At 71.7% G+C, this 26,576-nt stretch carries 18 protein-coding genes; 6 read left to right on the top strand and 12 right to left on the bottom strand.

Annotated features, from left to right (window positions below):
* Positions 1 to 326 precede the first annotated feature (326 nt).
* Positions 327 to 1,184: a bifunctional methylenetetrahydrofolate dehydrogenase/methenyltetrahydrofolate cyclohydrolase gene (locus tag ACSMXV_RS25395; RefSeq protein WP_473173542.1), complete on the bottom strand. Its 858-nt coding sequence runs from the start codon at positions 1,182 to 1,184 to the stop codon at positions 327 to 329.
* Between the two features lie 401 nt (positions 1,185 to 1,585).
* On the opposite strand from ACSMXV_RS25395, the gene ACSMXV_RS25390 reads away from it, so the two are divergent.
* Complete coding sequence (locus tag ACSMXV_RS25390; RefSeq protein ID WP_181659167.1) at positions 1,586 to 2,191, top strand: RDD family protein; 606 nt, start codon at positions 1,586 to 1,588, stop codon at positions 2,189 to 2,191.
* 235 nt (positions 2,192 to 2,426) lie between these two features.
* On the opposite strand, the gene purH is transcribed toward ACSMXV_RS25390, so the two are convergent.
* Complete coding sequence (gene purH / locus ACSMXV_RS25385; protein WP_473173541.1) at positions 2,427 to 4,031, bottom strand: bifunctional phosphoribosylaminoimidazolecarboxamide formyltransferase/IMP cyclohydrolase; 1,605 nt, start codon at positions 4,029 to 4,031, stop codon at positions 2,427 to 2,429.
* Positions 4,028 to 4,663, bottom strand: a complete 636-nt coding sequence (gene purN / locus ACSMXV_RS25380; RefSeq protein WP_473173540.1) for a phosphoribosylglycinamide formyltransferase — start codon at positions 4,661 to 4,663, stop codon at positions 4,028 to 4,030. Before purN ends, purH begins: the two co-directional genes overlap by 4 nt.
* 295 nt (positions 4,664 to 4,958) lie before the next feature.
* On the opposite strand from purN, the gene ACSMXV_RS25375 reads away from it, so the two are divergent.
* The gene (locus ACSMXV_RS25375) at positions 4,959 to 5,855 is read left to right on the top strand and encodes a hypothetical protein (protein WP_473179063.1); all 897 of its coding nucleotides are present in this window, start codon (positions 4,959 to 4,961) and stop codon (positions 5,853 to 5,855) included.
* An 87-nt stretch (positions 5,856 to 5,942) separates the two neighbouring features.
* Here the strand turns inward: ACSMXV_RS25375 and ACSMXV_RS25370 are convergent, their stop codons facing one another.
* On the bottom strand, positions 5,943 to 7,847 hold the full coding sequence (locus tag ACSMXV_RS25370) for a cell division protein PerM (protein ID WP_473173539.1): 1,905 nt from the start codon (positions 7,845 to 7,847) through the stop codon (positions 5,943 to 5,945).
* 193 nt (positions 7,848 to 8,040) lie between these two features.
* Between ACSMXV_RS25370 and ACSMXV_RS25365 the strand changes: the two genes are divergently transcribed.
* Entirely contained in the window at positions 8,041 to 9,321 is a 1,281-nt protein-coding gene (locus tag ACSMXV_RS25365; protein WP_473173538.1) for a sigma factor-like helix-turn-helix DNA-binding protein, read from the top strand.
* A gap of 202 nt (positions 9,322 to 9,523) precedes the next feature.
* On the opposite strand, the gene sucD is transcribed toward ACSMXV_RS25365, so the two are convergent.
* From sucD to ACSMXV_RS25330, 7 genes are all read right to left on the bottom strand, one after another.
* Positions 9,524 to 10,405 carry a succinate--CoA ligase subunit alpha gene (gene sucD, locus ACSMXV_RS25360; RefSeq protein WP_473173537.1) on the bottom strand — a complete coding sequence of 294 codons (882 nt, stop codon included), beginning with the start codon at positions 10,403 to 10,405 and terminating at the stop codon, positions 9,524 to 9,526.
* A 21-nt stretch (positions 10,406 to 10,426) separates the two neighbouring features.
* On the bottom strand, positions 10,427 to 11,602 hold the full coding sequence (sucC, locus tag ACSMXV_RS25355) for an ADP-forming succinate--CoA ligase subunit beta (protein WP_473173536.1): 1,176 nt from the start codon (positions 11,600 to 11,602) through the stop codon (positions 10,427 to 10,429).
* A gap of 413 nt (positions 11,603 to 12,015) precedes the next feature.
* Positions 12,016 to 14,346, bottom strand: a complete 2,331-nt coding sequence (locus ACSMXV_RS25350; protein ID WP_473173535.1) for a hypothetical protein — start codon at positions 14,344 to 14,346, stop codon at positions 12,016 to 12,018.
* Positions 14,347 to 14,503: 157 nt separating this feature from the next.
* Positions 14,504 to 15,475: a hypothetical protein gene (locus ACSMXV_RS25345; protein WP_473173534.1), complete on the bottom strand. Its 972-nt coding sequence runs from the start codon at positions 15,473 to 15,475 to the stop codon at positions 14,504 to 14,506.
* A 182-nt stretch (positions 15,476 to 15,657) separates the two neighbouring features.
* Positions 15,658 to 16,893: a VWA domain-containing protein gene (locus ACSMXV_RS25340; protein WP_473173533.1), complete on the bottom strand. Its 1,236-nt coding sequence runs from the start codon at positions 16,891 to 16,893 to the stop codon at positions 15,658 to 15,660.
* The gene (locus ACSMXV_RS25335; protein ID WP_473173532.1) at positions 16,890 to 19,577 is read right to left on the bottom strand and encodes a DUF5682 family protein; all 2,688 of its coding nucleotides are present in this window, start codon (positions 19,575 to 19,577) and stop codon (positions 16,890 to 16,892) included. The genes ACSMXV_RS25340 and ACSMXV_RS25335 overlap by 4 nt, the downstream gene beginning before the upstream one ends.
* Positions 19,574 to 20,704, bottom strand: a complete 1,131-nt coding sequence (locus tag ACSMXV_RS25330) for an ATP-binding protein (RefSeq protein ID WP_181659202.1) — start codon at positions 20,702 to 20,704, stop codon at positions 19,574 to 19,576. The genes ACSMXV_RS25335 and ACSMXV_RS25330 overlap by 4 nt, the downstream gene beginning before the upstream one ends.
* A 134-nt stretch (positions 20,705 to 20,838) precedes the next feature.
* On the opposite strand from ACSMXV_RS25330, the gene ACSMXV_RS25325 reads away from it, so the two are divergent.
* Together ACSMXV_RS25325 and ACSMXV_RS25320 are read left to right on the top strand one after the other, a co-directional pair.
* Positions 20,839 to 22,188, top strand: coding sequence for an SWIM zinc finger family protein (locus ACSMXV_RS25325; RefSeq protein WP_473173531.1), 1,350 nt, complete (start codon positions 20,839 to 20,841; stop codon positions 22,186 to 22,188).
* A gap of 156 nt (positions 22,189 to 22,344) precedes the next feature.
* Positions 22,345 to 23,955, top strand: a complete 1,611-nt coding sequence (locus ACSMXV_RS25320) for a DUF5691 domain-containing protein (RefSeq protein ID WP_473173530.1) — start codon at positions 22,345 to 22,347, stop codon at positions 23,953 to 23,955.
* Between the two features lie 575 nt (positions 23,956 to 24,530).
* Here ACSMXV_RS25320 and ACSMXV_RS25315 read toward each other — a convergent pair.
* Positions 24,531 to 24,941, bottom strand: coding sequence for a cobalamin B12-binding domain-containing protein (locus tag ACSMXV_RS25315; protein WP_451398743.1), 411 nt, complete (start codon positions 24,939 to 24,941; stop codon positions 24,531 to 24,533).
* Positions 24,942 to 25,573: 632 nt separating this feature from the next.
* On the opposite strand from ACSMXV_RS25315, the gene ACSMXV_RS25310 reads away from it, so the two are divergent.
* Positions 25,574 to 26,434 carry an esterase/lipase family protein gene (locus tag ACSMXV_RS25310; protein ID WP_473173529.1) on the top strand — a complete coding sequence of 287 codons (861 nt, stop codon included), beginning with the start codon at positions 25,574 to 25,576 and terminating at the stop codon, positions 26,432 to 26,434.
* Positions 26,435 to 26,576: the final 142 nt, after the last annotated feature.

Here is a 26,576-nt window from a genome sequence, read left to right as displayed (position 1 = left end):
GACCGTTCGGCGTCACGCGCCGGGCGCCGGGCGTCCCTCGCCGTCTGCAGGGCGTCAGCCGCCGACCGTCCGGCCGTCCCCGGCGGCAGCTGGCCGTCACCCGCCGCCTGCCGGCCGTCACGCGCCGACCGCTCTGCTGTTCCCGTCGGCCGCTGGGCGTCGCGCGTCGGCCGCCGGGCGGCACGCTCCGCGTGCCCGGTGTCCGCAGCCGTCCCGGGTTCGTCGCTCGCCTCTGCGTTCATGCGTGTGCCTCTGCGTTCATCCGTTCGCCCTGCGTTCCGTTGCCGGCTGCCGCCCCATCCGTTCGACGACCCGTCCAGGACGGGTTACTCGGCGGCGGAGCGTTCCGCGGCCTCCACGACGTTGACGAGGAGCTGGGCCCGGGTCATCGGGCCGACGCCGCCCGGGTTGGGCGAGAGCCAGCCGGCGACCTCGGCGACGCCCGGGTGGACGTCCCCGACGATCTTGCCGCTCTCGTCGCGCGAGACACCGACGTCCAGGACGGCCGCGCCGGGCTTCACATCCTCGGGCTTGATCAGGTGCGGCACACCGGCCGCGGCGACGATGATGTCCGCCCGCCTGAGGTGAGCGGACAGATCGCGCGTACCGGTGTGGCACTGCGTCACCGTCGCGTTCTCCGAGCGGCGCGTGAGCAGCAGTGGCATGGGCCGGCCGATGGTGACGCCGCGGCCGACGACGACCACCTCTGCGCCCCGGATCTCCACGCCGTGCTGCTGCAGCAGCCGGATGATGCCGTACGGGGTGCAGGGCAGCGGGGCCGGCTCGTTCAGAACGAGGCGGCCGAGGTTCATCGGGTGCAGCCCGTCGGCGTCCTTGGCCGGGTCCATCAGCTCGAGGACGCGGTTCTCGTCGATGCCCTTGGGCAGCGGCAACTGGACGATGTACCCGGTGCAGGCCGGGTCCTCGTTGAGCTCGCGTACGACCGCCTCGATCTCGTCCTGGGTGGCGGAGGCGGGCAGTTCACGCTGGATGGAGGCGATGCCGACCTGGGCGCAGTCGCGGTGCTTGCCCGCGACGTACTTCTGGCTGCCCGGGTCCTCCCCGACCAGCAGCGTACCGAGGCCGGGCGTGACGCCCTTCTCCTTCAGGGCCGCGACACGGGCGGCCAGGTCGGACTTGATCGCGGCAGCGGTGGCCTTGCCATCGAGAATCTGGGCAGTCATGCCCCCATCCTCGCGGATGACACGGTCCTGGTTCCAATCCGGCCCCAGCGGTTCCCGGTCCCGGCACGCCCGCGGACCGGCACCCGCCGTTCCGATCCCGAACCCCCGCCGTTCCGATCCGGGCACGCCCAAGCCCAGGATCGGGTCCCTGCACCGCCCCGACGTGATCGGCAACCCGCCGGGGCCGGGCCCTCGCGGTCGATGTGACGCGATTCCACCATGATCAGCCAGGTTGCGCTTGCACAACACATAGGGAATGCGGCTGGACAAGTCAGCGACGGCTAAAGAACGATGAGCGTCGCACTGCCGCGGACAGCGCCGGGGGGACGAACCGCATCCGTAGAACTTTCCTCCGAGCCGGCCGCGTCGTCCCCGCGCCATCAACGGAGGAAAGACCGCCCATGAGTTTCGGCGACCCGAACAACCCTTACGGGACCCCGCCCCAGCAGCCGGCCCAGCCGGGCTACGGCTACCCCCAGCAGCAGCCCCAGCCCGGCGGCTACCCGCAGGCCCCGCAGGGTGTCCCGCCCCAGCAGGGCTACGGCTACCCGCAGCAGCCGGCCCAGGCGTACCCCGGGTACGGGCAGCAGCAGGCGTACGGGGGTACGCCGCCGTACGCGCACTGGGGTCTGCGCTTCCTGGCCACCCTCGTGGACGGCCTGGTCTTCCTCGTGCCCTACGCCATCGTCCTCATCGGTGCCGCCGCCGGCGAGAACGCAGCCACGATCCTCTCCCTGATCGGCGGCGTGGCGATACTCGCCGTCGCGATCTGGCAGCTGATCCAGGAGGGCAAGACGGGCCAGACCATCGGCAAGAAGGCCCTCGGCATCCGGCTGCTGCGCGAGAGCGACGGCCGACCGCTCGGCGTCGGCATGGCGTTCGTGCGCCGTCTCGCCCACTTCCTCGACAGCATCGCCTGCTACCTCGGCTGGCTGTGGCCGCTGTGGGACGCCAAGAAGCAGACCTTCGCGGACAAGGTGTGCGGCTCGGTGGTCGTCAAGGGCTGACGCCCGAAGCTCACCGCAGGGATACCCGCACGCTGTGCCCCAAAGGGCCGCGCCTCCCCGTCGCAAGGGAGGTGCGGCCCTTGGCGTCTCTCTGCGCCGGCTCCATGGTCCCGGCGATCCCGGGCCTGGCCGCCTGCTTCCCCAGGTGAACGCAGCAGGGCGGCCTCCGGCCTCCGCGAGGGAGGGACGGGGGCCGCCCCGCTGTGCGGGCCGGTCGCTTGCCGGCAACCGGCGATCAGTGGAAGAAGTGCCGCGTTCCCGTGAAGTACATCGTCACGCCCGCCTTCTGCGCGGCCTCGACGACCTGCTCGTCGCGGACCGAACCGCCGGGCTGGACAACGGCCTTGACGCCCGCCTCGGTGAGGATCTCGAGGCCGTCGGGGAACGGGAAGAACGCGTCCGACGCGGCGTACGAGCCCTGGGCGCGCTCGGCGCCGGCCCGCTCGACGGCGAGCTTCGCGGAGTCGACGCGGTTGACCTGGCCCATGCCGACGCCGACGGAGGCGCCGTCCTTGGCGAGCAGGATCGCGTTGGACTTGACGGCACGGCAGGCCCGCCAGGCGAAGGCGAGTTCGGCGAGTTCGTCCTCCGACAGCGGCTCGCCGGTGGCGAGGGTCCAGGTGGCCGGGTCGTCCCCGTCGGCCTGGAGCCGGTCGGTGACCTGGAGCAGCGCGCCGCCGTCGATGGGCTTGACCTCGACCGGGGCGGACGGAGCGTCGGGGCAGCGCAGTACACGGATGTTCTTCTTGCGGGCGAGGATCTCGACCGCCCCGGCCTCGTAGTAGGGCGCCACGATGACCTCGGTGAAGATCTCGGCGACCTGCTCGGCCATCTCCACGGTCACCGGCCGGTTGACGGCGATGACGCCGCCGAAGGCGGACAGCGGGTCGCATGCGTGCGCCTTGCGGTGGGCCTCGCCGACGTCCGCGCCGATCGCGATGCCGCAGGGGTTGGCGTGCTTGATGATCGCGACGCAGGGCTCCGCGTGGTCGTACGCCGCCCGGCGCGCGGCCTCGGTGTCCGTGTAGTTGTTGTACGACATCTCCTTGCCGTGCAGCTGCTCGGCCTCGGCGAGGCCGCCCGTGCCGTCGACGTAGAGGGCGGCGTCCTGGTGCGGGTTCTCGCCGTAGCGCAGGGTGTTCTTGCGCTCGAACGTGGCTCCGAGGAAGTCGGGGAAGCGGCCCGCGGCGGAGCCGCTGTCAGACACAGCGTCGACCGGGGCGTACTCGCTCGCGAACCAGGAGGCGACCGCCACGTCGTACGAGGCGGTGTGCTGGAACGCTTCAGCAGCGAGCCGCTTGCGGGCGCCCAGGTCGAAGCCGCCGTCGCGGACGGCGGCGAGCACGTCGCCGTACCGCTCGGGGCTGGTGACCACGGCCACGGACGGGTGGTTCTTCGCGGCGGCGCGGACCATCGACGGGCCGCCGATGTCGATCTGCTCGACGCACTCGTCAGGCGAGGCGCCGGAGGCGACGGTCTCCCGGAACGGGTAGAGGTTGACGATCACCAGCTGGAACGGCTCCACGCCCAGCTCGGCGAGCTGCCGCTGGTGGTCCTCGAGCCGCAGGTCGGCGAGGATCCCGGCGTGCACGCGCGGGTGCAGGGTCTTGACGCGGCCGTCGAGGCACTCGGGGAAGCCCGTGAGCTCCTCGACCTTGGTGACCGGAACCCCGGCCGCGGCGATCTTGGCGGCGGTCGACCCGGTCGAGACCAGCTCGACACCCGCCTCGTGCAGCCCGCGCGCGAGCTCCTCGAGTCCGGTCTTGTCGTAGACGCTGACCAGCGCCCGGCGGATGGCCCGCTTCGTGTCCTGAGTCCCCTGCGTACCTTCGGCGGTCACGGGATAACTACCTTTCGTCCCTCAATGCGAAAGCCGTTGCGGGCCAGACGCCCCACGACCTCGACGAGCAGCCTTCGCTCGACTTCCTTGATGCGCTCGTGCAGAGCGCTCTCGTCGTCCTCGTCCCGGACCTCGACCACGCCCTGAGCGATGATCGGGCCGGTGTCGACGCCGTCGTCGACGAAGTGGACGGTGCATCCGGTGACCTTGGCGCCGTACGCGAGGGCGTCGCGCACACCGTGGGTTCCGGGAAAACTGGGCAGCAGCGCGGGGTGGGTGTTGACGAACCGGCCGCCGAACCGTGCGAGGAATTCCTTCCCCACGATCTTCATGAATCCGGCGGAGACCACGAGATCCGGCTCGTAGGCGGCGACGGCCTCGGTGAGCGCCGCGTCCCACGCCTCCCGGCTCTCGTAGTCCTTCACCTTGCGCACAAACGTCGGCAGACCGGCGCGTTCGGCGCGTTCGAGCCCGGCGATGGAGTCGCGGTCGGCACCGACGGCGACGATCTCGGCCCCATAGGCATCGACTCCCTGCGCCGCGATGGCATCGAGCAGAGCCTGCAGATTCGTACCTGATCCGGAGACCAGCACGACGAGGCGCTTGGCGGCCACGGCGGGGCCCTTTCTCACGGGAGCTGTCTTTGTACGGTCGTACGAAAGCTTCGCGTCCCTCGATACGGGGAACTCTACGAAGCGGCCGACCGTCAGCAACGATACCGGCACATGGGGCGGCCCCCGGGGGACGGGGGCGTGGCCGGAAGGTAGCGTCTGGGGAGGATCCGTCCCCGAGACGCCGTCAAGACGCCCGAGGGACCGGGTACGACGCCCGGAAGAACCGCCACCGGACCGACGAACTGCCAACAGATCGACGCCAGATCGACGCCAGATCGACCAAGGGGAAGACGCACACCTGATGCCGGACCTGATGCCGGGCCGAAGCCTCCGCCTCCCGCTGTCCTTCGCGTACGGGCTCACGCAGGGGCCCTCTGTGTACGGGCTCGCGCCGGGACGGGAGCGCGGCTCGACCCTGCTGCGGGACCGCCGGCCCGCTCCGCCGCCCGCCGCGCCGGAGGGCGGCGACGCGAACGTGTCGGGGGGCGGCGGTCAGGACTCCGCCGGGTCCCCGCAGGGCTCGTCCTCGTCTCCTCAGGGCTCGTCTCAGGACGACAACCCCTTCGCGCCGCCGCCGGAGGGGACGCCGGACCGCCCGTGGCAGCCCCGCCGCCCTGCCAACGGGCAGGACTCCGACCAGGGCTCCGGACGGAGCCGTTCCCCCTGGGGCCGGCAGTGGAGCGACCAGCAGCCGGGCCGCTCCCCCGGCGGCTTCGGCGAGCGGCCCGGCGGGCAGGGCGGCCCCGAGGGCCCGCCCGGTCTGCGCTGGGACCCCACCGACCCCGTACAGCGCCGCGCTCGCTACGCGCTGCTCTCCGGCATGTGGGCCTTCTTCTTCGCGCTCTTCAGCTGGCCGTACGTGGCGCTCCTGCTCGGTGCGCTGGCGCTGTACTGGGGGATCAGCGCGCTGCGCGCCAAGCCGCGCACGCCGGACCCGACGGCTCCGGCACCGGCTCCGGCATCGACCCCGGCGCCTGCGTCCGGCGCCGGTGGCGGTGGCGGTGGCGCGAAGCCGCAGACCACGGCGGCGGTCAGCGGTCTGGTGACGGGGGCGCTCGCGCTGGCCATGGTGGCGGCGACGTTCGCTGCGCAGCTTGTGTACCGGGACTACTACACGTGCGTGAGCGATGCACTCACGAACTCGGCGAAGCAGTCGTGCGAGCGTCTGCTGCCGGAGGAGGTCCGGCCCCTGTTGGGGACGCGGAGCTGATCTTGGGGGCGCCGCGCCCCCAGAGCCCGACGACTGCGCACGGGCCGTACGGGAGGAACGACTGCCCGCAACGGTCGCGACAGGGTGCTAGGAGGGAATCCCGCCCGAAGGGGGCGACGGCGGTTCCCGCGAGGCGTCCCGTTCTCTGAGCGCCGCCCACCGCGCCTCCCGAGCGGCATCGTCGTACCAGGCCGGTACCCCCTGCTCCACCGGCAGAAAGTCGTACGGCTCGAACTCCGTACCGTCCGTGGCACCCTCGGACTCCGCCGCAGGTCCCCGGCGCGACAACCTGCCCCACCGGGGCAGCGACACCCGTGGCACCCACACCCGCGGCACCTGAACGCGCAGCTTCCCAACCCGCGTCACCCACCCCCACGGCGCTCGCCAAACCCGCCCCCACCGGCTCCCCGCCGAAGCTGTCCTCGGCGTTCGCGAGCGTGTACGCCAGGCCCGCAGTCCCAGCGCCACCGGCACCCCCACTCCGGCAGTCCACGCCACCCCCGCCGCCCCGACCTGCCACCACACAGGCCCGAACCGGCTCAGGACATCCACTCCCATCGGCCCTCCGGCCAGAGCGGCGAGCCCTGCCATGGCCACCCCGCACAGCCCCGAAGCCCCCATGACGGTCAGCACGGTTCGCAAGGGCGGCCACGCGTCCCGCTGTCCGCCGTCGGCAGGCGCAGCCACCCCCACTGTGAACCAGGCGACCGTCACCCCCGCAGCGACAGGCACCAGCACGACCGCCCAGGTCAGCAGGGCTCCGGCGGCCCCCGCCACCCCGGTCGCTCCCCCCGGCGCATCCTGCGGCACAGCGGCCAGCAGCGGAAAAGGGGGCAGCAACGCCCGCGACCCCGAAGAGCTCGCCAAAGCCGGCGAGCCACCGGCCCCCACAGAGCCCACAGACCCCAGAGCGCCCGGCAAGCCCATCGACCCCAAAGAAACCGGTGCCACAACGTTCCCGGCGCCGAGAACGAACCCCGGCCCCAGCCCGTACGCCGCCCCCCACACGGCCGCGTTCGGCAGCAGGGCAATCACCAGCAGCAGCACCGCGAATCGCCCCGACCACACGTCCGTGAGCTGCAGGAGCGAGTCCTTGGTCGCTCCCGCGTGCCACCCCAGCGACACGGCGACGACCAGCGCACCACCACCGACGAGCACCACAGTCCCGGCGACCGCGGCTCGCCCGGCGACAGCGATCCGTGACCGGGGGGCCGCTGCCGCTGGGGCAGGTCCTCCAGGTCCGCCGACGGCACCTGCACCACCGGCCCCCGCACCAGCGGCCCCCGCACCACCGGCCTTCGCACGACCGGCCCCCGCCCCGCCGCCGTCCGGGAAAGCCCCGTCGACGACCCGCCGTACAGCTCCGGGCGGCAGACCCAGCGAGCACAGCGCTCTGCAAACAGCAGCCCGCAGAGGCCCGCGAGGGCGCCCGCAGGCCGTCCAGACCCCGACCCCGCTCGCCACCGCGACCAGCACGGGAAGGCGCAGGGCGGCACCGAGCCAGGAGGGACGCAGTTCACCACCCGCCGCGTACACCGCGGCGGCCGCAGCGACCAGAAGATACCCGGCAACGACACCCCACCATGCGACCCGCGCCCTCACCGGCCGCACGGACACCCCGCCGTATCCGCCCTTGAGAGGCACCGGCGGCACCGGCGGCCCTTCCGCCGCATCCCGCGCAGCCCGGTGCACCAGCCACGCAGGCAGTACGAGCAGCAGCAGCGGCGTGACGCCCACCGGCGCCGGAACCCCGGAAAGCGTGTCGGTCCTGACCAGGTCCACGCCGTGCGCGAGCAACCACAGCGCGGCGGCGACATGCAGGGCCCCACCGGGCCCGCTGTCCGGATACGGCGAGCTGATCCACAACAGCGTGACCAGCACGGCGAGCGAGCCCAGGCCCAGCCCTGCCGCCACAGCGCCGCCCAGGAGAGCCGCACCCAGCCCGGCGGGAAAGCGCCCGAGCACCCGGGAGAGCACGGCGTGCGCAGGCAAGGACCGCGAGGGCGAGGAAGGAGACGCGGACGAGGACGGGGACGGCGGCCGGGACGGCGACGGGCTGCGATCGGTCACACGGGGCACGGGGCCATCGTGCCAACGACACGCACTTTCTCTGCGTAACAGGCGAATACCGGATGTGTCGCTCAAGATACGTTTATGTACTTTTTCGGACGGAGGGGTGTGCCCGGTGAGCCAGAACCCTGACACCCCGCCTCCGTCCTCGGCGGAGCGGCACAGGCGGCGCAAGGCGAAGTCGCTGACCCAGAAGCAGGTCGTCGAGCAGCTGGGCGTGCTCGCACGGGCGATGCGGCGACCGAAGCGAGAGGTCAGCCGCGCGACCAGGCCGCCGTCCGCGCTCACGGCACTTGCCTCCGGCCGCAAGCACAGCAAAGCGTCAACACCGTCGAACCCCTCAGACCCGTCAACCCCGGCGGTCCCCACAGCACACGGAAGTGTCCGCCGGGGCCGAGCCCAGGACACCCGCGTACTCGAGTCCGGGCGGGACCCGCAGCCCGAGCCGAGCCGCATCCCCCCGCCGGCCCCGGCAGACTCGTCAGCCCCGGAAGACTCGTCGGACCCGGCGGTTCCGGCGGCCCCTGCCCACCCCGCCGACGGGGCGGCCCCCGCCCCGGCCCACCCGGCCGACGCGGCCCCCGCGCCGGACGACGACCGGCTGACGCCCGCCGACGCCTTCGACGCCCTGTACGCGTGCGGCGCCCCCTCCCTCGTACGCCAGACGTACCTGCTCACCGGTCGGCGTGAGCTCGCGCGGGAGTCCGTCGAGCGGGCCTTCCAACAGGCGTGGCAACGCTGGCCGGAGGTCGCCGTCGACCGTGATCCGACGGGATGGGTGCGGGCGGCGGCACACGAGTACGCCATGTCGCCGTGGCATCAGCTGCGCCGATCGCACCGTCAGCCCGAAGAACCCCCTGCCGACCCCGACGACCGCAAACTGCTCGCCGCGCTCCTGGACCTGCCGCCGCCGTACCGCCGCACGCTGCTGCTCTACGACGGCCTCGGACTCGACCTGCCCGAGATCGCCGCCGAGACGGAGGCGAGCACCCCGGCGACGGCGAACCGGCTGCTGCACGCCCGCGAGGCGATCACCGCGCAGCTGCCCGATCTCGACTCTCCCGACGACCTGCACCGGCGCCTTGCCGAACTGGCCGACGCGGAGAAACTGCACACGCCGAAGGCGGCCGAGGTGCGCGCCGACAGCGAGCGACAGGCTCGCCTGTGGACGAGAGCGGTGGTAGCGACCACGGTATTGCTCGCGGCCGCGACGGCCCTGTCCGTGTGGACCGCACCGACGCACTATGAGCCCCCACAGGCCCCAGGCAACTCGGTAACGGGCGTACCCCCACGCATGGGCCCGGGTCCCCTCACAAAGGCCGACACAACCCTCCACGACCGCCTCCAGGCAAACCCCCACAAGGGCCCCCACCGCCTGGTACCCACACCGAACTGACCGACTACGGACAACTGGGGCAGACTGGGGGCAGTCGCGCCGACCCGCTGTGGGCAGGCGTTCCGCACGGCGGAACGGGTGGGCACAGCCCCCGGACGGCAGCACCCAAAAACGCACCCCAGCCCCGTAGGGAAATCGCAGGCGGGCCCGCACCCCAAAGGGGTACGGGCCCGCCAGAACAGCTCAGGCACAGCGCCCAGCGTTACGCCAGGATCTCCCGAGCCAGCTTCGCCGTCTCGGTCGGCGTCTTGCCGACCTTGACGCCCGCGGCCTCCAGCGCCTCCTTCTTCGCCTGGGCAGTGCCCGACGAACCGGAGACGATGGCGCCGGCGTGACCCATGGTCTTGCCCTCCGGCGCGGTGAAGCCGGCGACGTAGCCGACGACCGGCTTCGTCACGTTGGCCTTGATGAAGTCCGCCGCACGCTCCTCGGCGTCGCCGCCGATCTCACCGATCATGACGATCAGGTCGGTGTCGGGGTCCTCCTGGAACGCCTTCAGCGCGTCGATGTGGGTGGTGCCGATGATCGGGTCACCGCCGATGCCGACGCAGGAGCTGAAACCGATGTCACGGAGCTCGTACATCATCTGGTAGGTCAGCGTGCCGGACTTCGACACGAGACCGATGCGGCCGGGCTTGGTGATGTCGGCCGGGATGATGCCGGCGTTCGACTGACCCGGCGTGATCAGACCCGGGCAGTTCGGGCCGATGATGCGGGTCTTGTTGCCCTTGGACTGCGCGTACGCCCAGAACTGCGCGGTGTCGTGGACCGCGACGCCCTCGGTGATGACGACCGCGAGGCCGATCTCGGCGTCGATCGCCTCGAGGACCGCGTCCTTGGTGAACTTCTCCGGGACGAAGATGACCGTGACGTCGGCGCCGGTCTTCTCGATCGCCTCGGCGACCGATCCGAAGACCGGGATCTCGCTGCCGTCGAAGTCGACGGTGGTGCCCGCCTTGCGCGGGTTCACGCCGCCGACGATGTTCGTGCCGGAAGCAAGCATGCGCTTGGTGTGCTTCTGGCCCTCGGAGCCGGTCATGCCCTGGACGATGACCTTGGATTCCTTGGTGAGGAAGATAGCCATGGTGTCGGTGTCCCTCGTCCCTTACTTCGCAGCCAGTTCGGCGGCCTTGTCGGCCGCACCGTCCATGGTGTCCACACGCTGGACCAGCGGGTGGTTGCGGTCGTCGAGGATCTGGCGACCCAGCTCCGCGTTGTTGCCGTCGAGGCGCACGACCAGCGGCTTGGTGACCTCTTCGCCCTTGGACTCGAGGAGCTCCAGGGCCTGCACGATGCCGTTGGCGACCGCGTCGCACGCGGTGATGCCGCCGAACACGTTGACGAACACGGACTTGACGTCCGGGTCGCCGAGGATGATCTCGAGGCCGTTCGCCATGACCTCGGCGGAGGCGCCGCCGCCGATGTCGAGGAAGTTGGCGGGCTTGACGCCGGAGTGGTTCTCACCGGCGTACGCGACGACGTCCAGCGTCGACATGACCAGGCCGGCGCCGTTGCCGATGATGCCGACCTCGCCGTCCAGCTTGACGTAGTTGAGGCCCTTGGCCTTGGCAGCCGCCTCGAGCGGGTTGGCCGCGGCCTTGTCCTCGAGCTCCGCGTGGTCCGCGTGACGGAACTCGGCGTTGGCGTCCAGGGACACCTTGCCGTCGAGGGCGATGACGCGGCCGTCGGCGACCTTGGCGAGCGGGTTGACCTCGACGAGGAGGGCGTCCTCGGCGATGAAGGTCTTCCACAGGGTCTGCAGGATCTCGGCGATCTGGTCGGCGACCTCGGCCGGGAACTTGGCGGCCGCGACGATCTCGCGGGCCTTGGCCTCGGTGACGCCCTCGTTGGCGTCGACCGGGATCTTGGCGACGGCCTCGGGGCGGGTGGCCGCCACCTCCTCGATCTCCATGCCGCCCTCGACGGAGGCGATGGAGAGGAAGGTGCGGTTGGTGCGGTCGAGGAGGAAGGAGACGTAGTACTCCTCCGCGATCTCGGGCGCCATCTCGGCCAGCATCACCTTGTGGACCGTGTGGCCCTTGATGTCCATGCCCAGAATCTGGCCGGCCTTCTCGACCGCGTCCTGCGGGTCGGAGGCCAGCTTCACGCCACCGGCCTTGCCGCGGCCGCCGGTCTTGACCTGCGCCTTGACGACCGAACGGCCGCCCAGACGCTCGGTCACCGCGCGCGCCGCCTCAGGCGTGTCGATGACTTCACCGGCCAGCACCGGTACACCGTGCTTGGCGAAGAGGTCCCTCGCCTGGTACTCGAACAGGTCCACGCGCGTCCGTCCCTATCAGTGATCTCGCGGTTCGTTTTCTGCGTGGGCGTGCCGCGAAGGGCAACGTGACTTCCGCTGTCACTAGGGGTCACAAGGGAGGCGTACACGGTTGTCCGGGCACGCGGCATGTCCGTCTCGCAGGTTATCGCCGTAGGCCTCCGGTCCATAAATCGCAGATCACACCCAGGCGGTGATACCGGTCACAGATTGCGCCCCTCAGGCCACCCACAGGCAGGGAAAACGGGCGGTCCCCATGTCACAGGGGACCGCCCGCCGTCCGTCCGCCGTCGGGCTTCCGGGTGAGGTACGTGGAAGCCGCGGTACGCGCCGCTAGTGCCCGTAAACGCCGTAAGCGCCGTGGGCGCATTGAGGCGTCAGATGGTTTGCTGCGAGGTCAGCGATGTACTCCGAGGTCAGGCGGAGTACTGCGTGTAGTGCGCGGTGGCCTCGGACGCAGACGGCACCCAGCTCGGGGTGACCGACTCGGCGACGCCCTGGGCGCCCGTCACCGCGTTCCCGGCGAGCGGCTGCGCGTCGGCGGTGACGGTCCCCGTCAGGTCCTCCGCGAACGGCTGGACCTGCCCGGCCACGCCGCCGGCGAACGGCTCCGCCTGGTCCGCCACTCGGGTGGCGAACGGCTGGACGTCGCCCGTGACGCCCCACGCGAGGTCGTTGGCGCTGCCGCCGACGCCCTGCACGACGGGCTGCACCTGATCGACAACGGTCTCCACGAACGGCCGCACGGCACCGACGGCGCCACCGGCGAAGGGCTGCACGTCGTCACTCACGACACCCTCCGCGAAGGGCGCGACCTCGGCCACGACACCGTGCGCGAACGGCGAGACCTCGGCCACGACCCCGCCCGCGAACGGCTGCACATCACCGACGACGCCACCCGCCAACACGCTCGCGTCCCCGACGGCATGCCCGGCGACCGGGGTGACACCGTCGACCGCGGTGGCCGCGATAGGCGGCAGCACGGACGCGGCGGTCTCGTCGACGATCGGCACCGCGGTCGCCGCCGCGGTCGCCGCCGCTCCGTGGACGTACGCCGGCGCGGCGGCGACAGAACCGCCGACACGGCTCTGCACATCGGCGGGGAGCTGGGCGGCGGTGGCCTGGGCGGCGTGGACCGACTGGCCGGCGGTGGCCTGGCCGGCGTGGACCGACTGGCCGGCGGTGGCCTGGGCGTCGTAAACCGCCTCGCCAGCGGTGGCCTGGGCGGCGTAAACCGCCTGACCGGCGGTGGCCTGGGCGTAGTAGACCGCCTCGCCAGCGGTGGCCTGGGCAGCGTGGACCGCCTCGCCAGCGGTGGCCTGGGCGTCGTAGACCGCCTCGCCAGCGGTGGACTGGGCGTGGTAAACCACCTGACCGGCGGTGCCCTGGGCGTCGTAAACCGCCTGACCGGCGGTGGACTGGGTTGCGTAGGCGACCTGGCCGGCGGTGGCCTTTGCCTCGTACGCGGCATGCCCGGCAGTGCGGTGCGCGCCGGAGGCCGCCTGGCCGACAGTGGCCTGCGCCGCGTAGGCCGCCTGACCGGCGGCGCCCTGCGCCTCGTAGGCCGCCTGACCGGCCGTGCCCTGCGCCGCGTAGGCCGCCTGACCGGCCGCGCCCTGCGCCTCGTAGGCCACGTGGCCGACGGTGCCCTGCGCCTCGTAGGCCGCCTGGCCGACGGTGCCCTGCGCCTCGTAGGCCGCCTGGCCGACGGTGCCCTGCGCCTCGTAGGCCGCCTGACCGGCCGCGCCCTGCGCCTCGTAGGCCACCTGGCCGACGGTGCCCTGCGCCTCGTAGGCCGCCTGACCGGCCGCGCCCTGCGCCTCGTAGGCCACCTGGCCGACGGTGCCCTGCGCCTCGTAGGCCGCCTGGCCGGCGGCGCCCCGTGTCTGGTGGGCGACGTGCCCAGCGGTACCCGGCACCCCGGAGGTCACCTGACCCGCCACGGCCTGCGCGGCGGGGGCCACCCGGCCCGCGACGCCATGCGCCTCGTAGGCCACCTGTCCCGCCACGCCCTGGACATCGCTGGTCAGCTGACCGGCCGTGCCGTGGGCGCCGTGGACGATCTGATCGGCCGTGCCCCGCACGCCGAAGGCCACCTGGGTGGCCTTGCCCTGGGCCTGGGCGAGGGCCTTCTCGAGCTCCGGTGCGAACGCGGAGAGGGGGCCGAACAAGTAGTCGACAGCGTCCTGCGTGCTGTCGACCTCGGGCGTGGCGGCCTCCGCGGTGGCGCGCACGGAGACCTCCGCGACGGTGGCCTCCTGCGAGGCGGCCGAGTCGTACGAAACGTACTCGGGGATCTGCGCGTCGATGTACGCGCGCGCCTGCTCGGCGCGGTCCGCGGCCTTCGTCACCGCGTGGGTGGCCTTGGCCTTCGCCGTCGCCCTGGAAGCGGTGTCGGCGACCGTGGACTTGGTCTCGGCGACCGTACCGGTGGCGGCACCGGTTGCGCCGGACTTGGCAGCGGCGGTCTTGCCGGTGGCCGTGCCGGCCATGGAATTCGCCTTGGCGGCGGTGTCCGTCACGGTCGACTCGGCCTCGGCGACGGCGACGCCGGAGGTGACGCCGGAGACCGCGTCCTGCACACCGGCAACCTCGCCCTGGACCTCCCCGACCGTGTCAGTGACCGTGTCCGGCACGGAGAGGGAGTGGGCGGGCAGCTCGTCGGCGCTGGCGACGGCGGAGCCGATCGCCCACGCGCCCGTGACTCCGGCGGCTATCACAATGGAACGGCGGATGTTCTTGTGCATGATTGCGTCAGATCCTTCGGAAAGTCGAATTCTGGTTCCGGCCCGGTGCGATGGACCGGAGCCGACGGCATCCGTCCGGAGATGAGAGAGGTGTCCGGACGGCGGGCAGACCTGTCCCGCCCCCGCGCGGCAGGTCTCGAGCGGGGAAAGGGCTGCCCTAGCCGGGGAATTCGTTGATGTCGCGGTGCCTGTCGCGGACGCCCGCGGCGGAGGTTGTGGCGGTGCCGCCCGGCACCAGCCGGAACGGGGCGGCTTCCGCGAATGACGCGGCATGCAGGTCGCCGTGCCGCGGAGAACCAGTGTCGAACAGCGACTGGTTGACGAGCGCGCCTGTCGGCTGCCCACCGGGGGTACGGGCGGGGACATGCACCGGGCGCGCGGCGGCGTCGTCGTGGAGATCCGTCATGTGGCCGGCCGGGCCGGCGACCTGCGCGTGCGGGCCGTACGCCGACCCGAATGCAGCGTCGGACGACTTCCTCGCGTCATCCTCCACCGCGGCTTCGCCACCGGGCTGGTCACCGGTACCGGCCTGCGGCTGCTGCACCCCTTCGCCGCCGGGCGGCGTCCCACCAGGAAGCGACGGCAGCCCGGGGAGTCCGGGCAGCCCAGGCAGTTCCGGCCATTCGGAATCCGCCGGCGGCGACATCTCAGGAAGCGCCCCGGTGACCCCGTCGACCAGCCGCCCCACAGGGCGCACGACCGACTCGCCGACCTGCTTGCCGGTTTGCTCCTCGACTACGCCGTCGACTGCCCCGTTGGCCGTCTTCGCGGCCGACTCGGCGACCGGGCGCACGACCTCGTGTGCCTGACCGACCGGGGACCGGACCGCACGGGCGGCGGCTTCGCCGACGTCAATCGCGCCACCCCTGACGGTCCCCACGGAAGGACCGACGGCCTGCCCGGGATCTACGGACCGCTGCACTGCATCAGCAGGCCGCTGCATCGCATCAGCCGACCGCTGCGCACCATCAGCCGACCGCTGCACCGCGTCAGCCGATTGCTGCGCACCATCGGCCGATTGCTGCACAGCATCAGCCGACTTCTGCACAGCCCTGGTGCTCTCCGCTGCATGCGCCTGCTCGCCGCAGACCAGCCCCAGTACGAACAACCCCCCGAGCAGCAGCGCCACTTGCAGTGCACGCCGCCCAGCCGCCGTGCGCACAGCGCGCAGAGCGGCAAGGGGCAGAGCTGCTGGGGAAGTCAAGATCGGGAAGAGTCCTCCCGTGCGAGGGGACGGGCCGGAACACGACGCTCCGTCAAGGCGATACGCCGATCCTCGCACGGGACTCCCGAGGTTGCGCAAGTCCCCCGTTACCGATGGGTACTCATATCCGGTATGGGAAGAGGGCGCCTTTCGATCGCCGCCGCCATCACCTCCGGGAAGAGATCGGGAGTGCAGGCGAAGGCCGGAGCGTCCAAGGCCGCGAGCGCCGCCGCATGTTCACGGTCGTACGCCGGTGCCCCCTCGTCGGACAGCGCCAGCAGCGTGACGAACTGCACTCCGGACGCCTTCATCGCCGCGACCCGCTTCAGCATCTCGTTCCGTATCCCCCCTTCGTAGAGGTCCGAAATGAGCACCACCACCGTGTCCGCGGGCCGCGTGATCTTCGATTGGCAGTACGCGAGAGCCCTGTTGATGTCCGTCCCACCACCGAGCTGGGTGCCGAAGAGAACGTCGACGGGGTCGTCGAGCTGGTCCGTGAGGTCGACCACCGCCGTGTCGAAGACGACGAGCCGGGTCGCTATGGAACGCATGGACGCCAGCACCGCGCCGAACACCGAGGCGTAGACCACGGATGCCGCCATCGATCCCGACTGGTCGATACAGAGGATGACCTCCTTCTTGACCGACTGTGAGGCCCGCCCGTACCCGATCAGCCGTTCGGGCACGATCGTCCGGTACTCCGGCAGATAGTGCTTCAGGTTGGCCGCGATGGTGCGGTTCCAGTCGATGTCGTGATGGCGCGGCCGACTGATCCGGGCGCTGCGGTCGAGAGCTCCGCTGAGGGTGGCGCGGGTGCGGGTGGCGAGCCGCTTCTCGAGGTCCTCGACGACCTTGCGCACCACGGCCCGCGCCGTCTCCTTCGTCGTCTCCGGCATGGCCTTGTTGAGCGAGAGCAGGGTCCCGACGAGATGCACATCGGCCTCCACGGCCTCCAGCATCTCCGGTTCGAGCAGCAGCGTGGACAGGCCGAGCCTGTCGATCGCGTCGCGCTGCATGACCTGGACCACGGAGGACGGGAAGTACGTCCGGATGTCGCCGAGCCAGCGCGCCACGGACGGCGCGGACGCTCCGAGCCCCGCCATGGGGGTACCGCCCACGCCCTTAAGGCTGTGGGGGAGCTCCCTGCCGCGCTGGGCCTTGTTCCCGTTCCGCTGTTCTCCGTTCCCGTACAACGCGGCGAGTGCTCCGTCCATCGCCGCGTCCTGCCCGGTGAGGGCACAACCGGTACCGTCCGCGGCGTCCCCGCCCAGCACAAGCCGCCAGCGCCGCAGCCGCTCATCGGTCCGCTGCGCGGCCGTGTCGGTGTTCAGAGCCGTACTCATGTCGATGCCTCCGCGAACGCAAGATCGTTGTGGGCGGGTGCGGGTATCGCGTCTGCCTCTGCCGGAATGTCTTCTGCCGGGATGTCCAGCCCAAGCAGCAGGGACAGCACGGGCAGCACGCCGTCCGCGCGAGGCCCGTCGAGCTCCGGCGCGAATCCGTGCGGTGCCGCCCCGCCGTGGGCCGGGCCGGACGCCCCCGCCGGCCCGCGGCGCACCAGCTCGCCGAGAGTGCGGCGCACTCCCGGTTCGTACGCCGAGAAAGTGCGACGCAGCAGCGGCAGTACGTCGGTGAACGCCTCCGCGGAGACTCCGGTGAGCCACGCGTCGACCAGGGCCAGCAGCTGCTCGTCGTGCACGAGCAGCATGCCGCCCCCGGAACCGCCGCCGACGAACCCCTCGATCCATGCCGCCGCGTCCCCTGGCGGTGTGCCCGGCGAGAGGGCGAGCCCCATGAGGCGCCCGGCCTCGTCCCGGTCCAACTCCACGTCGTCGAGCAGCAGTCGCGTACTGCGGCCGCGGATCACTCCGGGCACGCTGTCCCGCCCGGCGAGCACCCGGAGCACCGAGTGCCAGCGCGTCCGTATTCCGCCGCGCGCCGCCTCGCCGTCGCCGGGCTCCATCTCAGCTCCGCCGGGCTCCGCCCCGGCCTCGCGGGGCTCGTCCAGCAGTCCGACGGCCCCGTGCACGGCATCGACGTGGCTGCGCATCTCCGCTGCCGCATCCGCGTCGAGTGATGCGCAAGCGGGTGGAAGTCCGACGAAGACGCGCTCGGCGAGGCCTGCGGCGACCTCGGCCAGCGCATGGGTGTCCGTGCCGCGCACATCGCCGTAGCGCAGGGAACGGACCAGTGCCGGGAGCGCCTGCGCGAGGTGACCGACGTCCGTGTCGAGGGCCGCCCGGTCGGCGAGGACGCGCATCACCACCGGGAGCGCGTCCGGGAGTTCCGCCAGGAGGCAGCGCTCGGCGAGCGCCGTGACATCGGCGAGCGCTCCGGCGGCGACGGCTTCCGACTCGGCCTTCGCCGTGGCGGCGGTGAGCACGGTGGTGCCCCATATCCCTGCCTCGGCGACCCGCACCGACAGCTCCGGGTCCCAGCGCAGCCGCCAGGTCTCCCGGAATGTGCCGGTGCTGCCGCGTGCCGATCTTGCAGGTTCGCCCCAGTCGACTCCGAGGAGCCGGAGCCGGTGCAGCAGCGTGCTGCGCGCCGCATCCGTCTCCTTGCGCAGGTCCAGCTCCAACTCCCGTTCCAGCGCCTCGGGCTTGAGTCGCAGCCTCCGCTGCAGGCGGGTGAGGTCGCGCTGCAGCGGGACGGCCGGCGCCGCAGCGGGCACCTCCCCGAGTACGTCCCCCACGACCAGCTTGTCGTGGACCAGCGCGAGCGGTACGTCCGAGCCCTCGCACATCACGGCCCGTATCGCGTCGGTGGTCTCGGTCAGGCCGGGCAACGGGCGGCCGCGCATCGCCGCGAGCGTACGGGCGAGCCGGACCGCCTCGATGACATGCGCGGACGACACGATCCTGTCCTCCTCCCGGAGGAGCCCAGCGACCTTCGTCATCCAGCGCTCGACCGGCCGGTCAGGGGCGCTGAACAGATGCCCGTACCACCCCGGGGAGTCGATTCCTGCGCCGTACCCACTCGTGCGGGACAGACGCCGGTGCGTCCAGGGCACCCAGGTCATGTCGGCCTTCACCTTGGGCAGTCCCTTGAGCAGCGCCCGGTCGGCGGTCACCGTGGTCCGCTGCCGCAGCGCGGGCACATGCCAGGCTCCGCAGACGACTGCCACATCGTCGCCGAACTCGCGCTGTGCGGCGCGCAACTGAATCCGCATGTACGCCTCGCGGACCAGGTCGCGGTCGTGCCCGCCGGACCCGTACTCGTCACGCAGCGCTCCCATGACCTCCGCCAGCGCATCGAACGGCGCGAACGCCTCGCCGTTGTGCCCGAGTTCCTTGAGGGCCTGGGAGGTGCCGCCACCCCGGTACTCGATGACGTCCTCCCACCAGCGCTCCGGGTCGTCGTAACCGGCGGCGTCGGCGAGCACGGCGAGCGGATCGATCCGCAGCGCGTCCTCCTGCGCGGCTGCCTCGGGAGTACCCGCCGGCGCGGGCGTCTTCACGGCGTCCGGGTCCTCGGGGTTGTCGGATTCGCCGGGCGACGCGGCCGGTCCGGGCGACACGGCCGGTCCGGGCGACGCATCTGGTCCGGGCTGCGCGGCGGCTTCAGGTGACAGGTCCTGTCCGGGCTGCGCGGGGGGTTCGGGCGACGCTTCGGGTACTGGCGGCGGGGACCCGGTCGTCTTCTCTGGCCAGGCCAGCGAGAGCGTCGCCGGGAGGTCGATGAAGCGGGCCGGAACGTCATGCTCCAGGGCCCATTGGATGGCGATCCATTCCGGCGAGAACTCGGCGAACGGCCAGAACGCGGAGCGGCCAGGCTCGTCCACGACGTGAGCGAGGAGTGCGACCGGGGGGCGCATGTCCTCGTCAGCGGCCAGAGCGATCAGCGCATCCGCCTCCGGTGGGCCCTCGATGAGCACGGTCCGGGGCCGGGCAGCATCCAGGGCTGCCCGCACGGCCCGGGCCGAACCCGGCCCGTGGTGCCGCACGCCCAGCAGCAGCGGCCCACCGGACACGGCACCCTCGCCGCCCGCTCCGCGCCTGGCGTCCGACTTGTCGGGCCCGGTCATGCGCTCACCTCCCGGCATGCGCGGTAGAAGTCCTTCCAACCGTCGCGCTCACGCACCACGGCCTCCAGATACTCCTGCCAGATCACGCGGTCCGCCGACGGGTCGCGGACGACGGCGCCCAGGATTCCGGCGGCCACGTCCGACGGCCGCAGCACGCCGTCGCCGAAGTGCGCAGCAAGCGCGAGCCCGTTGGTGACGACCGAGATTGCCTCGGCAGTCGACAGGGTGCCGCTGGGCGACTTCACCTTCGTACGCCCGTCAGCCGTGACACCGTCGCGCAACTCACGGAAGACCGTGACGACCCGGCGGATCTCGTCGATGCCGTCGGGCGCGGTCGGCAGGTCCAGCGAGCGCCCGATCTGGTCGACGCGGCGGGCCACGATGTCGACTTCGGCATCGGCGCTCTCCGGCAGCGGCAGCACCACCGTGTTGAAACGGCGGCGCAGCGCGCTGGACAGGTCGTTGACACCGCGGTCGCGGTCGTTGGCCGTGGCGATCACGTTGAAACCGCGGACGGCCTGGACCTCCTGACCCAGTTCCGGTATCGGCAGGGTCTTTTCCGACAGGATCGTGATCAGCGTGTCCTGTACGTCGGCCGGGATGCGGGTCAGCTCCTCGATTCTCGCCGTCATCCCCTCGGCCATGGCCCGCATGACGGGGCTCGGTACGAGCGCGTCCCGGCTGGGCCCGTGCGCCAGCAGCTGCGCGTAGTTCCAGCCGTACCGGATCGCCTCCTCCGGCGTCCCGGCCGTGCCCTGCACCAGCAGCGTGGAATCGCCGCTGATCGCGGCGGCCAGATGCTCGGACACCCAGGTCTTCGCCGTGCCCGGCACGCCGAGCAGCAGCAGGGCGCGATCGGTGGCGAGCGTGGTGACGGCCACCTCGACGATGCGGCGCGGCCCCACGTACTTCGGCGTGATCACTGTGCCGTCGGCGAGTGAGCCGCCGAGCAGATACGTGGCGACCGCCCACGGCGACATACGCCAGCGGGCCGGCCGCGGCCGGTCGTCCTGCGCGGCGAGCGCCGCGAGTTCGTCGGCGAACGCGGTCTCCGCGTGCGGCCGCAGCGCCTCCGACGGGTTGTTGCCGCTCGCGTCGACGGACGTCGGTTCAACGGACACGGACATGGCTCGGTCCCCCTCCAGCTTGGCCTGCTCGGGTCTGGTCACCACCGTGCACCACGCCACTGACAATCGGCTCTGACCTGCGCAGACACCCCACGCAAGGTCGATTGTCAGTGGCGGGACCTACCTTCGACGACATGACTCAGCAGGGGGTGCGCTGGACGGCGGACCAGGTGCTTGCACTGGCACCTGACGCCGCGTCACGCAAAGCGGGAAGCAGGCTCGGCGCGGCCGGGCCGTGGTCGGAGACGGGCAGTTCCGGCGAGGGGACGGTGTGGGGGCTGTGCAAGGGCAGCGGCAGCAAGCCGTATCAAACGGTCGTCGACATCGCGGACACCGCAGGTCCGGCGTACAAGTGCAGTTGTCCGAGCCGCAAGTTCCCGTGCAAGCACGCTCTGGGGCTGCTGCTGCTCTGGGCGGGCGGGGACGGCGGCGTGCCGGATGCGCAGGCGCCGGAGTGGGCGGAGCAGTGGATAGGAGGGCGCAGACAGCGGGCTGAGCAGAAGCGGACGGCCGGCCCGGCATCGGCCAGGTCCGGTGATCCGGAGGCGGCGCGGCGCCGTGCGGAGAAACGGGCGGAGCGGGTCACCGCGGGGGCGATGGAACTGGAGCAGCGCCTGGCCGATCTCCTCCGGTCCGGGCTGGCCTCGGCGGAGAGCAGTGGGTACGGGCTGTGGGAGGAGACCGCGGCCCGCATGGTCGACGCCCAGGCGCCCGGGCTGGCCGCGCGGGTCAGGGAGTTGGGGGCCATACCGTCCTCCGGATCCGGCTGGCCGGTTCGGCTGCTGGAGGAGTGTGCGCTCATCCATCTCCTCGACCAGGGCTGGCTGCGCCGCGACCAGTTGCCGGACTCCCTGGCCGCCACGGTTCGTTCGCGCATCGGGCTGCCCGCGGCAGCGGCCGGTCCGGCAGTGCGCGACCGCTGGCTGGTCCTCGCGCAGTACGACACAGCGGACAGCCACCTGACCACCCGCCGGATATGGCTGTACGGCGAGGAGTCCGGGCGCATGGTGCTGTTGCTGTCGTACGGGGCGGCGGGCCGGGCGCCGGCACTCGCCCTGCCGGTGGGCCTTGCGCTCGACGCCGAGGCGTCCTCGTACCCGGGCGCCGGACAGCTGAGGGCCGATCTCGGCGAGCAGTTCACTCCACCTACACCGTCGGCCGTGCGGCCGGCGGGGGTGAGCACGACGCAGGCTGTGGCGCGGTACGGCGAAGCGCTGCGGGACGACCCCTGGCTGGAGTCCTGGCCGGTGACGCTGGACCGCGTCATACCGGCCCCGGACGGAGACGGCTGGCAACTGGCCGACGCCGACGGCAAGTCCGCGCTGCCTCTTGCGGCCCCCGCCCTGTCCGGCTCAGGGCTGTGGCGCCTGGTCGCTGTGTCGGGCGGCGCTCCCGTCACGGTCTTCGGCGAGTGCGGGCACCGCGGCTTCACCCCGCTCGGGGTCTGGCCCGAAGGACCGGGAGAGCCGATTCCACTGTGCTGATCCGACGGGGGAGGCCCACGCAGAGAGGCACCGCCTCGGTCCACTCGACCAGACACGCCTGGACATCCCCAGGCCCACGCACGCCCGCATGAGTGTTCGCCCGCGCCGACACCACACCCACACCAGTCCAGCTCATTCCCTACGGAAGGGAATCGCATGAACAGGAACCCTGTCATGAGGGAGTCCTCCTGGGAGGAGCTCATCACGGCTGCGTTGCTCGGTACTGACCGGCGCACGCCTCCCGTCGGCACCGCCGGAAAAGATGCGCCGACCGCCCTCTTGGACACGGCTGCGGTGCAGACCGTGCGGCGCAGAGCAGGACTCCGGCCCGCGTCCGCCGCCACGCTGCCCGAGCGCGCGGCGGAGGATCCCCGGCCCGCGTTGCCGTCGGCGGCCAGGCGGCGGCTCGCGGTGCTGCTCGCCGACCGCCCGGGCGCCGGCAGCGGTGGCCGTCGCGGAACGGCACCGGACCTCATGGAGCTGCTGCCCCAGTGGCTCGCGGCGGCGAACGAGCACGGCTACGCGGCCCCACCGGAGCTGCTGCCCGCGCTCCTTGACGCGGCCAGGGGCCGAACCGATCTGCGGCCGCAGACGCTCGCCTTCGCGGGACCGCGCGCGATATGGCTGGCGCGTCTGAACCCGGACTGGAGGTTCGCGCTGCGTTCCACTCCGGGCGGCGGCACCGCAGTACCCGCCCTCGGGGACTCGGTCGAGGTCGAACGGCTCTGGCAGGAGGGGCTGTTCGCTGAACGCGTCACGCTGCTGGCCGCGATGCGTGCACAGGACGCGTCGGCCGGCCGTGATCTTCTGGGCACGACCTGGTCCACTGAGCGTGCCGAGGACAGGCTGATGTTCCTCGACTCACTGCGTACGGGGCTGAGCGACGCGGACGAGCCGTTCCTCGAGCGGGCCCTGGCCGACAGGAGCCGCAACGTCCGGGCGACGGCTGCTGAGTTGCTGTCCGCACTGCCGGGCTCGGCGCTGGCTGCGCGTATGGCGGCGCGCGCCGCCTCCTGCGTGTCCCTCGACCATACGCAGACGCAACCGACGGTCGTGGTGGAGGCGCCGCACGAGTGCGATGCGGGCATGGAGCGGGACGGCGTGGTGCCCAAGCCCCCCGCAGGCCGGGGAGAACGGTCGTGGTGGCTGGGCCAGCTGGCAGAGGCGGCGCCGCTCGCCATCTGGTCGGAGCGGCTCGGGGGTCGTACGCCGGAGGAGATAGTCGCGTTGCCGGTCGCCGACGACTGGCAGGGCGAGCTGCACGGTGCGTGGTGCAGGGCCGCGGTACGGCAGCGTGACGCGGCCTGGTCACGGGCGCTGCTCGGCGCTCCGGCATCGCCGGGTGCCGCGGGACCGGGCGCGGTGTCGCTCGCCGAGCGCGCGAAGCTGCTGGCCGCGCTGCCGGCCGGCGAACGGGCCGAGTGGGTCGCGGGGTTCATATCGGCGCACGGCCTGTCGGAGGCGTTCCAGCTGCTGGGGGTGTGCGCGACTCCGTGGGCCGAGCCGCTGGGCCACGCGGTGGTGGATGCCTTGAACATCGCACGGGATGCGGGGAGTTATCCGTGGAGCTTCAGCGGTGTGATGGGGCTCGCGGAGCGCTGCCTGGACCCGGCGACGGCAGCCCGCCTGGACGGACTCACTGCCATACCCGACGAGCCGGAGGACGCCTCCCCGGGCGCCGTGGGCTACTGGTCGGAAGCCTTCCAACGCCTCGTAGGCACGCTTCGCCTACGAGCCACCATGCGGGCGGAACTTACGGCGCCGTGAGCGTCCAGGGACCCACGGCATCGTGAGCTCCTTGACAGGCGGTGGTCGCCTACGACGTTGCGGGTCCCCAAACGCTGCCCTCGCATGCACAAGGGCACCCCATGAGCGGCCCTGCTTCACAAGCGGCCCGCGCCACGAGCGGCCCCTGATACACAAGCGGCCCGCACTCACAAGTAGCCCGCGATTCACAGCGGCGCGACGCTCACAGCGGCCCCGCGTCGCACTAACCCCGCGGTGCCCCGCAGGCGGCACCACGGCCGCTGATGCCGTCGGCGGCCGGCCTCTAGCCCCTAGCCCCTAGCCCCTAGCCCCTAGCCCCTAGCCCCACGAAAGCGCACCCGCCACCATGCGTTGTGCCCACCCTCCCCCAGTGCCTTAAGGCCCTCGGGAAGGCACCCCATCGCCTGGGGGACCTCCCAGCGGTAGCTGGGGGAGGAACGACTGCCCACCACACAAGCCACCGGAACCGTACAGAAGCCCGAGCCTGCCGGCGCTCTCACTCCAACAGCCCCTGCGAACGCCAGTCAGCCGCCGCAGGTGCCATGGGGCCAGGGCCCAGCCCAGCCCCCATGGCACTACGCCGGCTGGCGTACGTTCGCGTGGACCCAGTCCACGATCGAGGCCGTCGTGGCGCCCGGGGTGAAGATCGCGGCGACGCCCTTCTCCTTGAGCGGGGCAATGTCCGCCTCGGGGATGATGCCGCCGCCGAAGACCTTGATGTCCTCCGCGTCGCGCTCCTTGAGAAGCTCCAGCACGCGCGCGAAGAGCGTGTTGTGCGCGCCGGACAGGATGGAGAGACCGATCGCGTCGGCGTCCTCCTGGATCGCCGTGTCGACGATCTGCTCGGGCGTCTGGTGCAGGCCGGTGTAGATGACCTCCATTCCGGCGTCACGCAGCGCCCGCGCGATCACCTTGGCCCCGCGATCATGGCCATCGAGCCCCGGCTTGGCGACCACCACGCGGATCGGCCCCGTTGCCACACCCATCACTGCCTCCATGTACCGACATGCCCTCCGGCATGTACCCACTGCGCCACCGACTGCACCGGCGGCCCTGATTCCGACCGTCCACCCGACCGGCCCATGCCCCATTGCCCCCATTCCCGCCCCCTGAGAGCACGAGACCGAGCATGCGAGAGCAAGCGGAAGCACGGTTTGCGGCCGCCCTACCCGGCACTGCCCCGCCGTGCGGACACGAGGAAGTGAACGAACGTTATCGCCAGCATCCCGCAACAGGCAGTTTTACGACGGTGACCGAGGGGGAAATCACACGGTGGGACACGTTCGCCGCGCACTGCTCCGCATCCTGCGGCACCAGGCCGCAGCCGGGGCGGGCGTCAGGGGAGCCGCCTACGAGGTCGCCGGCCTCCGCGCCGTCAGCCGCTCGGCATGGCGCGCCGAGGCGACGTATCGGCTATCGCACAGGGAGCCACCGAACCACTACACAGAGCCACTATCAGAGTCGCATCCGTCAGAAAAATGGAATTACACGCACCGCAGACGGGACAAGAGCACCACCGCGCAGCCTGTGCACTGCCGACCTCCTCCATCGCGGCTGCCCACGAGGGCATACGGGGGACAGAGCCGTCCTTCGTGTGCCGACGGGAGGTCGGTCGACGATGAAGGCCACGACGGTTCTGCCCATTCTTCCGCTCTGTCAGCGTCTCTTTCCCTGGAGGCTGGCAGGGCTCTCCATCACCCTGCTGAAGGCGACGGCCCTCGAGATCGCGATACTCGCCGGTCACCTCCTGCTGTACCCCTCAGGCATCACGCAGGAGCGCAGAGCCGCCGCGGCGCTGCCTCAGCCGGATGCTCCCCAGTTGCCGACGGAGAGGAAACTCCCCGTCGTTCTGCTGCATGGCTTCATCGACAACCGCTCGGTCTTCGTACTGCTGCGGCGCTCCCTGGCCCAGCACGGCAGGCAGCATGTGGAGTCGCTCAACTACTCGCCTCTCACGTGCGACATCCGCACCGCGGCCGAACTGCTAGGCCGCCATATAGAGGAGATCTGCGAGCGCAGCGGCCATCGCGAGGTGGACATCGTGGGGCACAGCCTCGGCGGGCTGATCGCCCGCTACTACGTGCAGCGCCTCGGCGGTGATGTAAAGGTGCGCACGCTGGTCACGCTCGGTACGCCGCACTCGGGCACCCGTATAGCGCCGCTGCTGGACGCGCATCCGATCGTCCGGCAGATGCGGCCGGGTTCCGAGGTGATCGAAGAGCTGAAGCAGCCTTCACCTGACTGCCGTACGCGGTTCGTGAGTTTCTGGAGCGATCTCGACCAGATGATGGACCCGCTCGACAGTGCATGCCTCGACCACCCGGATCTGACCGCGCACAACGTGCAGGTGAGCGGGATCGGGCATCTCGCCCTGCCCGTTCACCCCGCAGTGGCCAACGGCATCCGGCAGGCGCTCGACGCGGAGGAGGCGACGAAGGCCCGCGCAGCCGGCCGAACCGATGGTCTGACGGTGGCCTGATGTCGAACGCCAGTCGAACGCAGAGCCAAAGCTCTGCCCGCAGTTCGCCGAAAGGCCACTGATTGCCCGTTTCCTGCGTGCGCGAAACCTGCCGAAGATTGTCGCGCCCGCGAACCGCCGGGTACAGTCACCGCACTGCTCT

The organism is Streptomyces sp. DSM 42067, from assembly GCF_055792885.1.
Note: the sequence above shows the minus strand (reverse complement) of the source record. Positions and strands in the feature narration are given on the sequence as shown.

Excerpts from the sequence above, each read along its gene's own strand:
- ACSMXV_RS25395 (WP_473173542.1), bottom strand. The coding sequence starts at position 1,184 with ATGACTGCCCAGATTCTCGATGGCAAGGCCACCGCTGCCGCGATCAAG.
- ACSMXV_RS25390 (WP_181659167.1), top strand. The coding sequence starts at position 1,586 with ATGAGTTTCGGCGACCCGAACAACCCTTACGGGACCCCGCCCCAGCAG.
- ACSMXV_RS25375 (WP_473179063.1), top strand. The coding sequence starts at position 4,959 with ATGCCGGGCCGAAGCCTCCGCCTCCCGCTGTCCTTCGCGTACGGGCTC.
- sucD (WP_473173537.1), bottom strand. The coding sequence starts at position 10,405 with ATGGCTATCTTCCTCACCAAGGAATCCAAGGTCATCGTCCAGGGCATG.
- ACSMXV_RS25350 (WP_473173535.1), bottom strand. The coding sequence starts at position 14,346 with ATGCACAAGAACATCCGCCGTTCCATTGTGATAGCCGCCGGAGTCACG.
- ACSMXV_RS25340 (WP_473173533.1), bottom strand. The coding sequence starts at position 16,893 with ATGAGTACGGCTCTGAACACCGACACGGCCGCGCAGCGGACCGATGAG.
- ACSMXV_RS25335 (WP_473173532.1), bottom strand. The coding sequence starts at position 19,577 with ATGACCGGGCCCGACAAGTCGGACGCCAGGCGCGGAGCGGGCGGCGAG.
- ACSMXV_RS25330 (WP_181659202.1), bottom strand. The coding sequence starts at position 20,704 with ATGTCCGTGTCCGTTGAACCGACGTCCGTCGACGCGAGCGGCAACAAC.
- ACSMXV_RS25325 (WP_473173531.1), top strand. The coding sequence starts at position 20,839 with ATGACTCAGCAGGGGGTGCGCTGGACGGCGGACCAGGTGCTTGCACTG.
- ACSMXV_RS25320 (WP_473173530.1), top strand. The coding sequence starts at position 22,345 with ATGAACAGGAACCCTGTCATGAGGGAGTCCTCCTGGGAGGAGCTCATC.
- ACSMXV_RS25315 (WP_451398743.1), bottom strand. The coding sequence starts at position 24,941 with ATGGGTGTGGCAACGGGGCCGATCCGCGTGGTGGTCGCCAAGCCGGGG.
- ACSMXV_RS25310 (WP_473173529.1), top strand. The coding sequence starts at position 25,574 with ATGAAGGCCACGACGGTTCTGCCCATTCTTCCGCTCTGTCAGCGTCTC.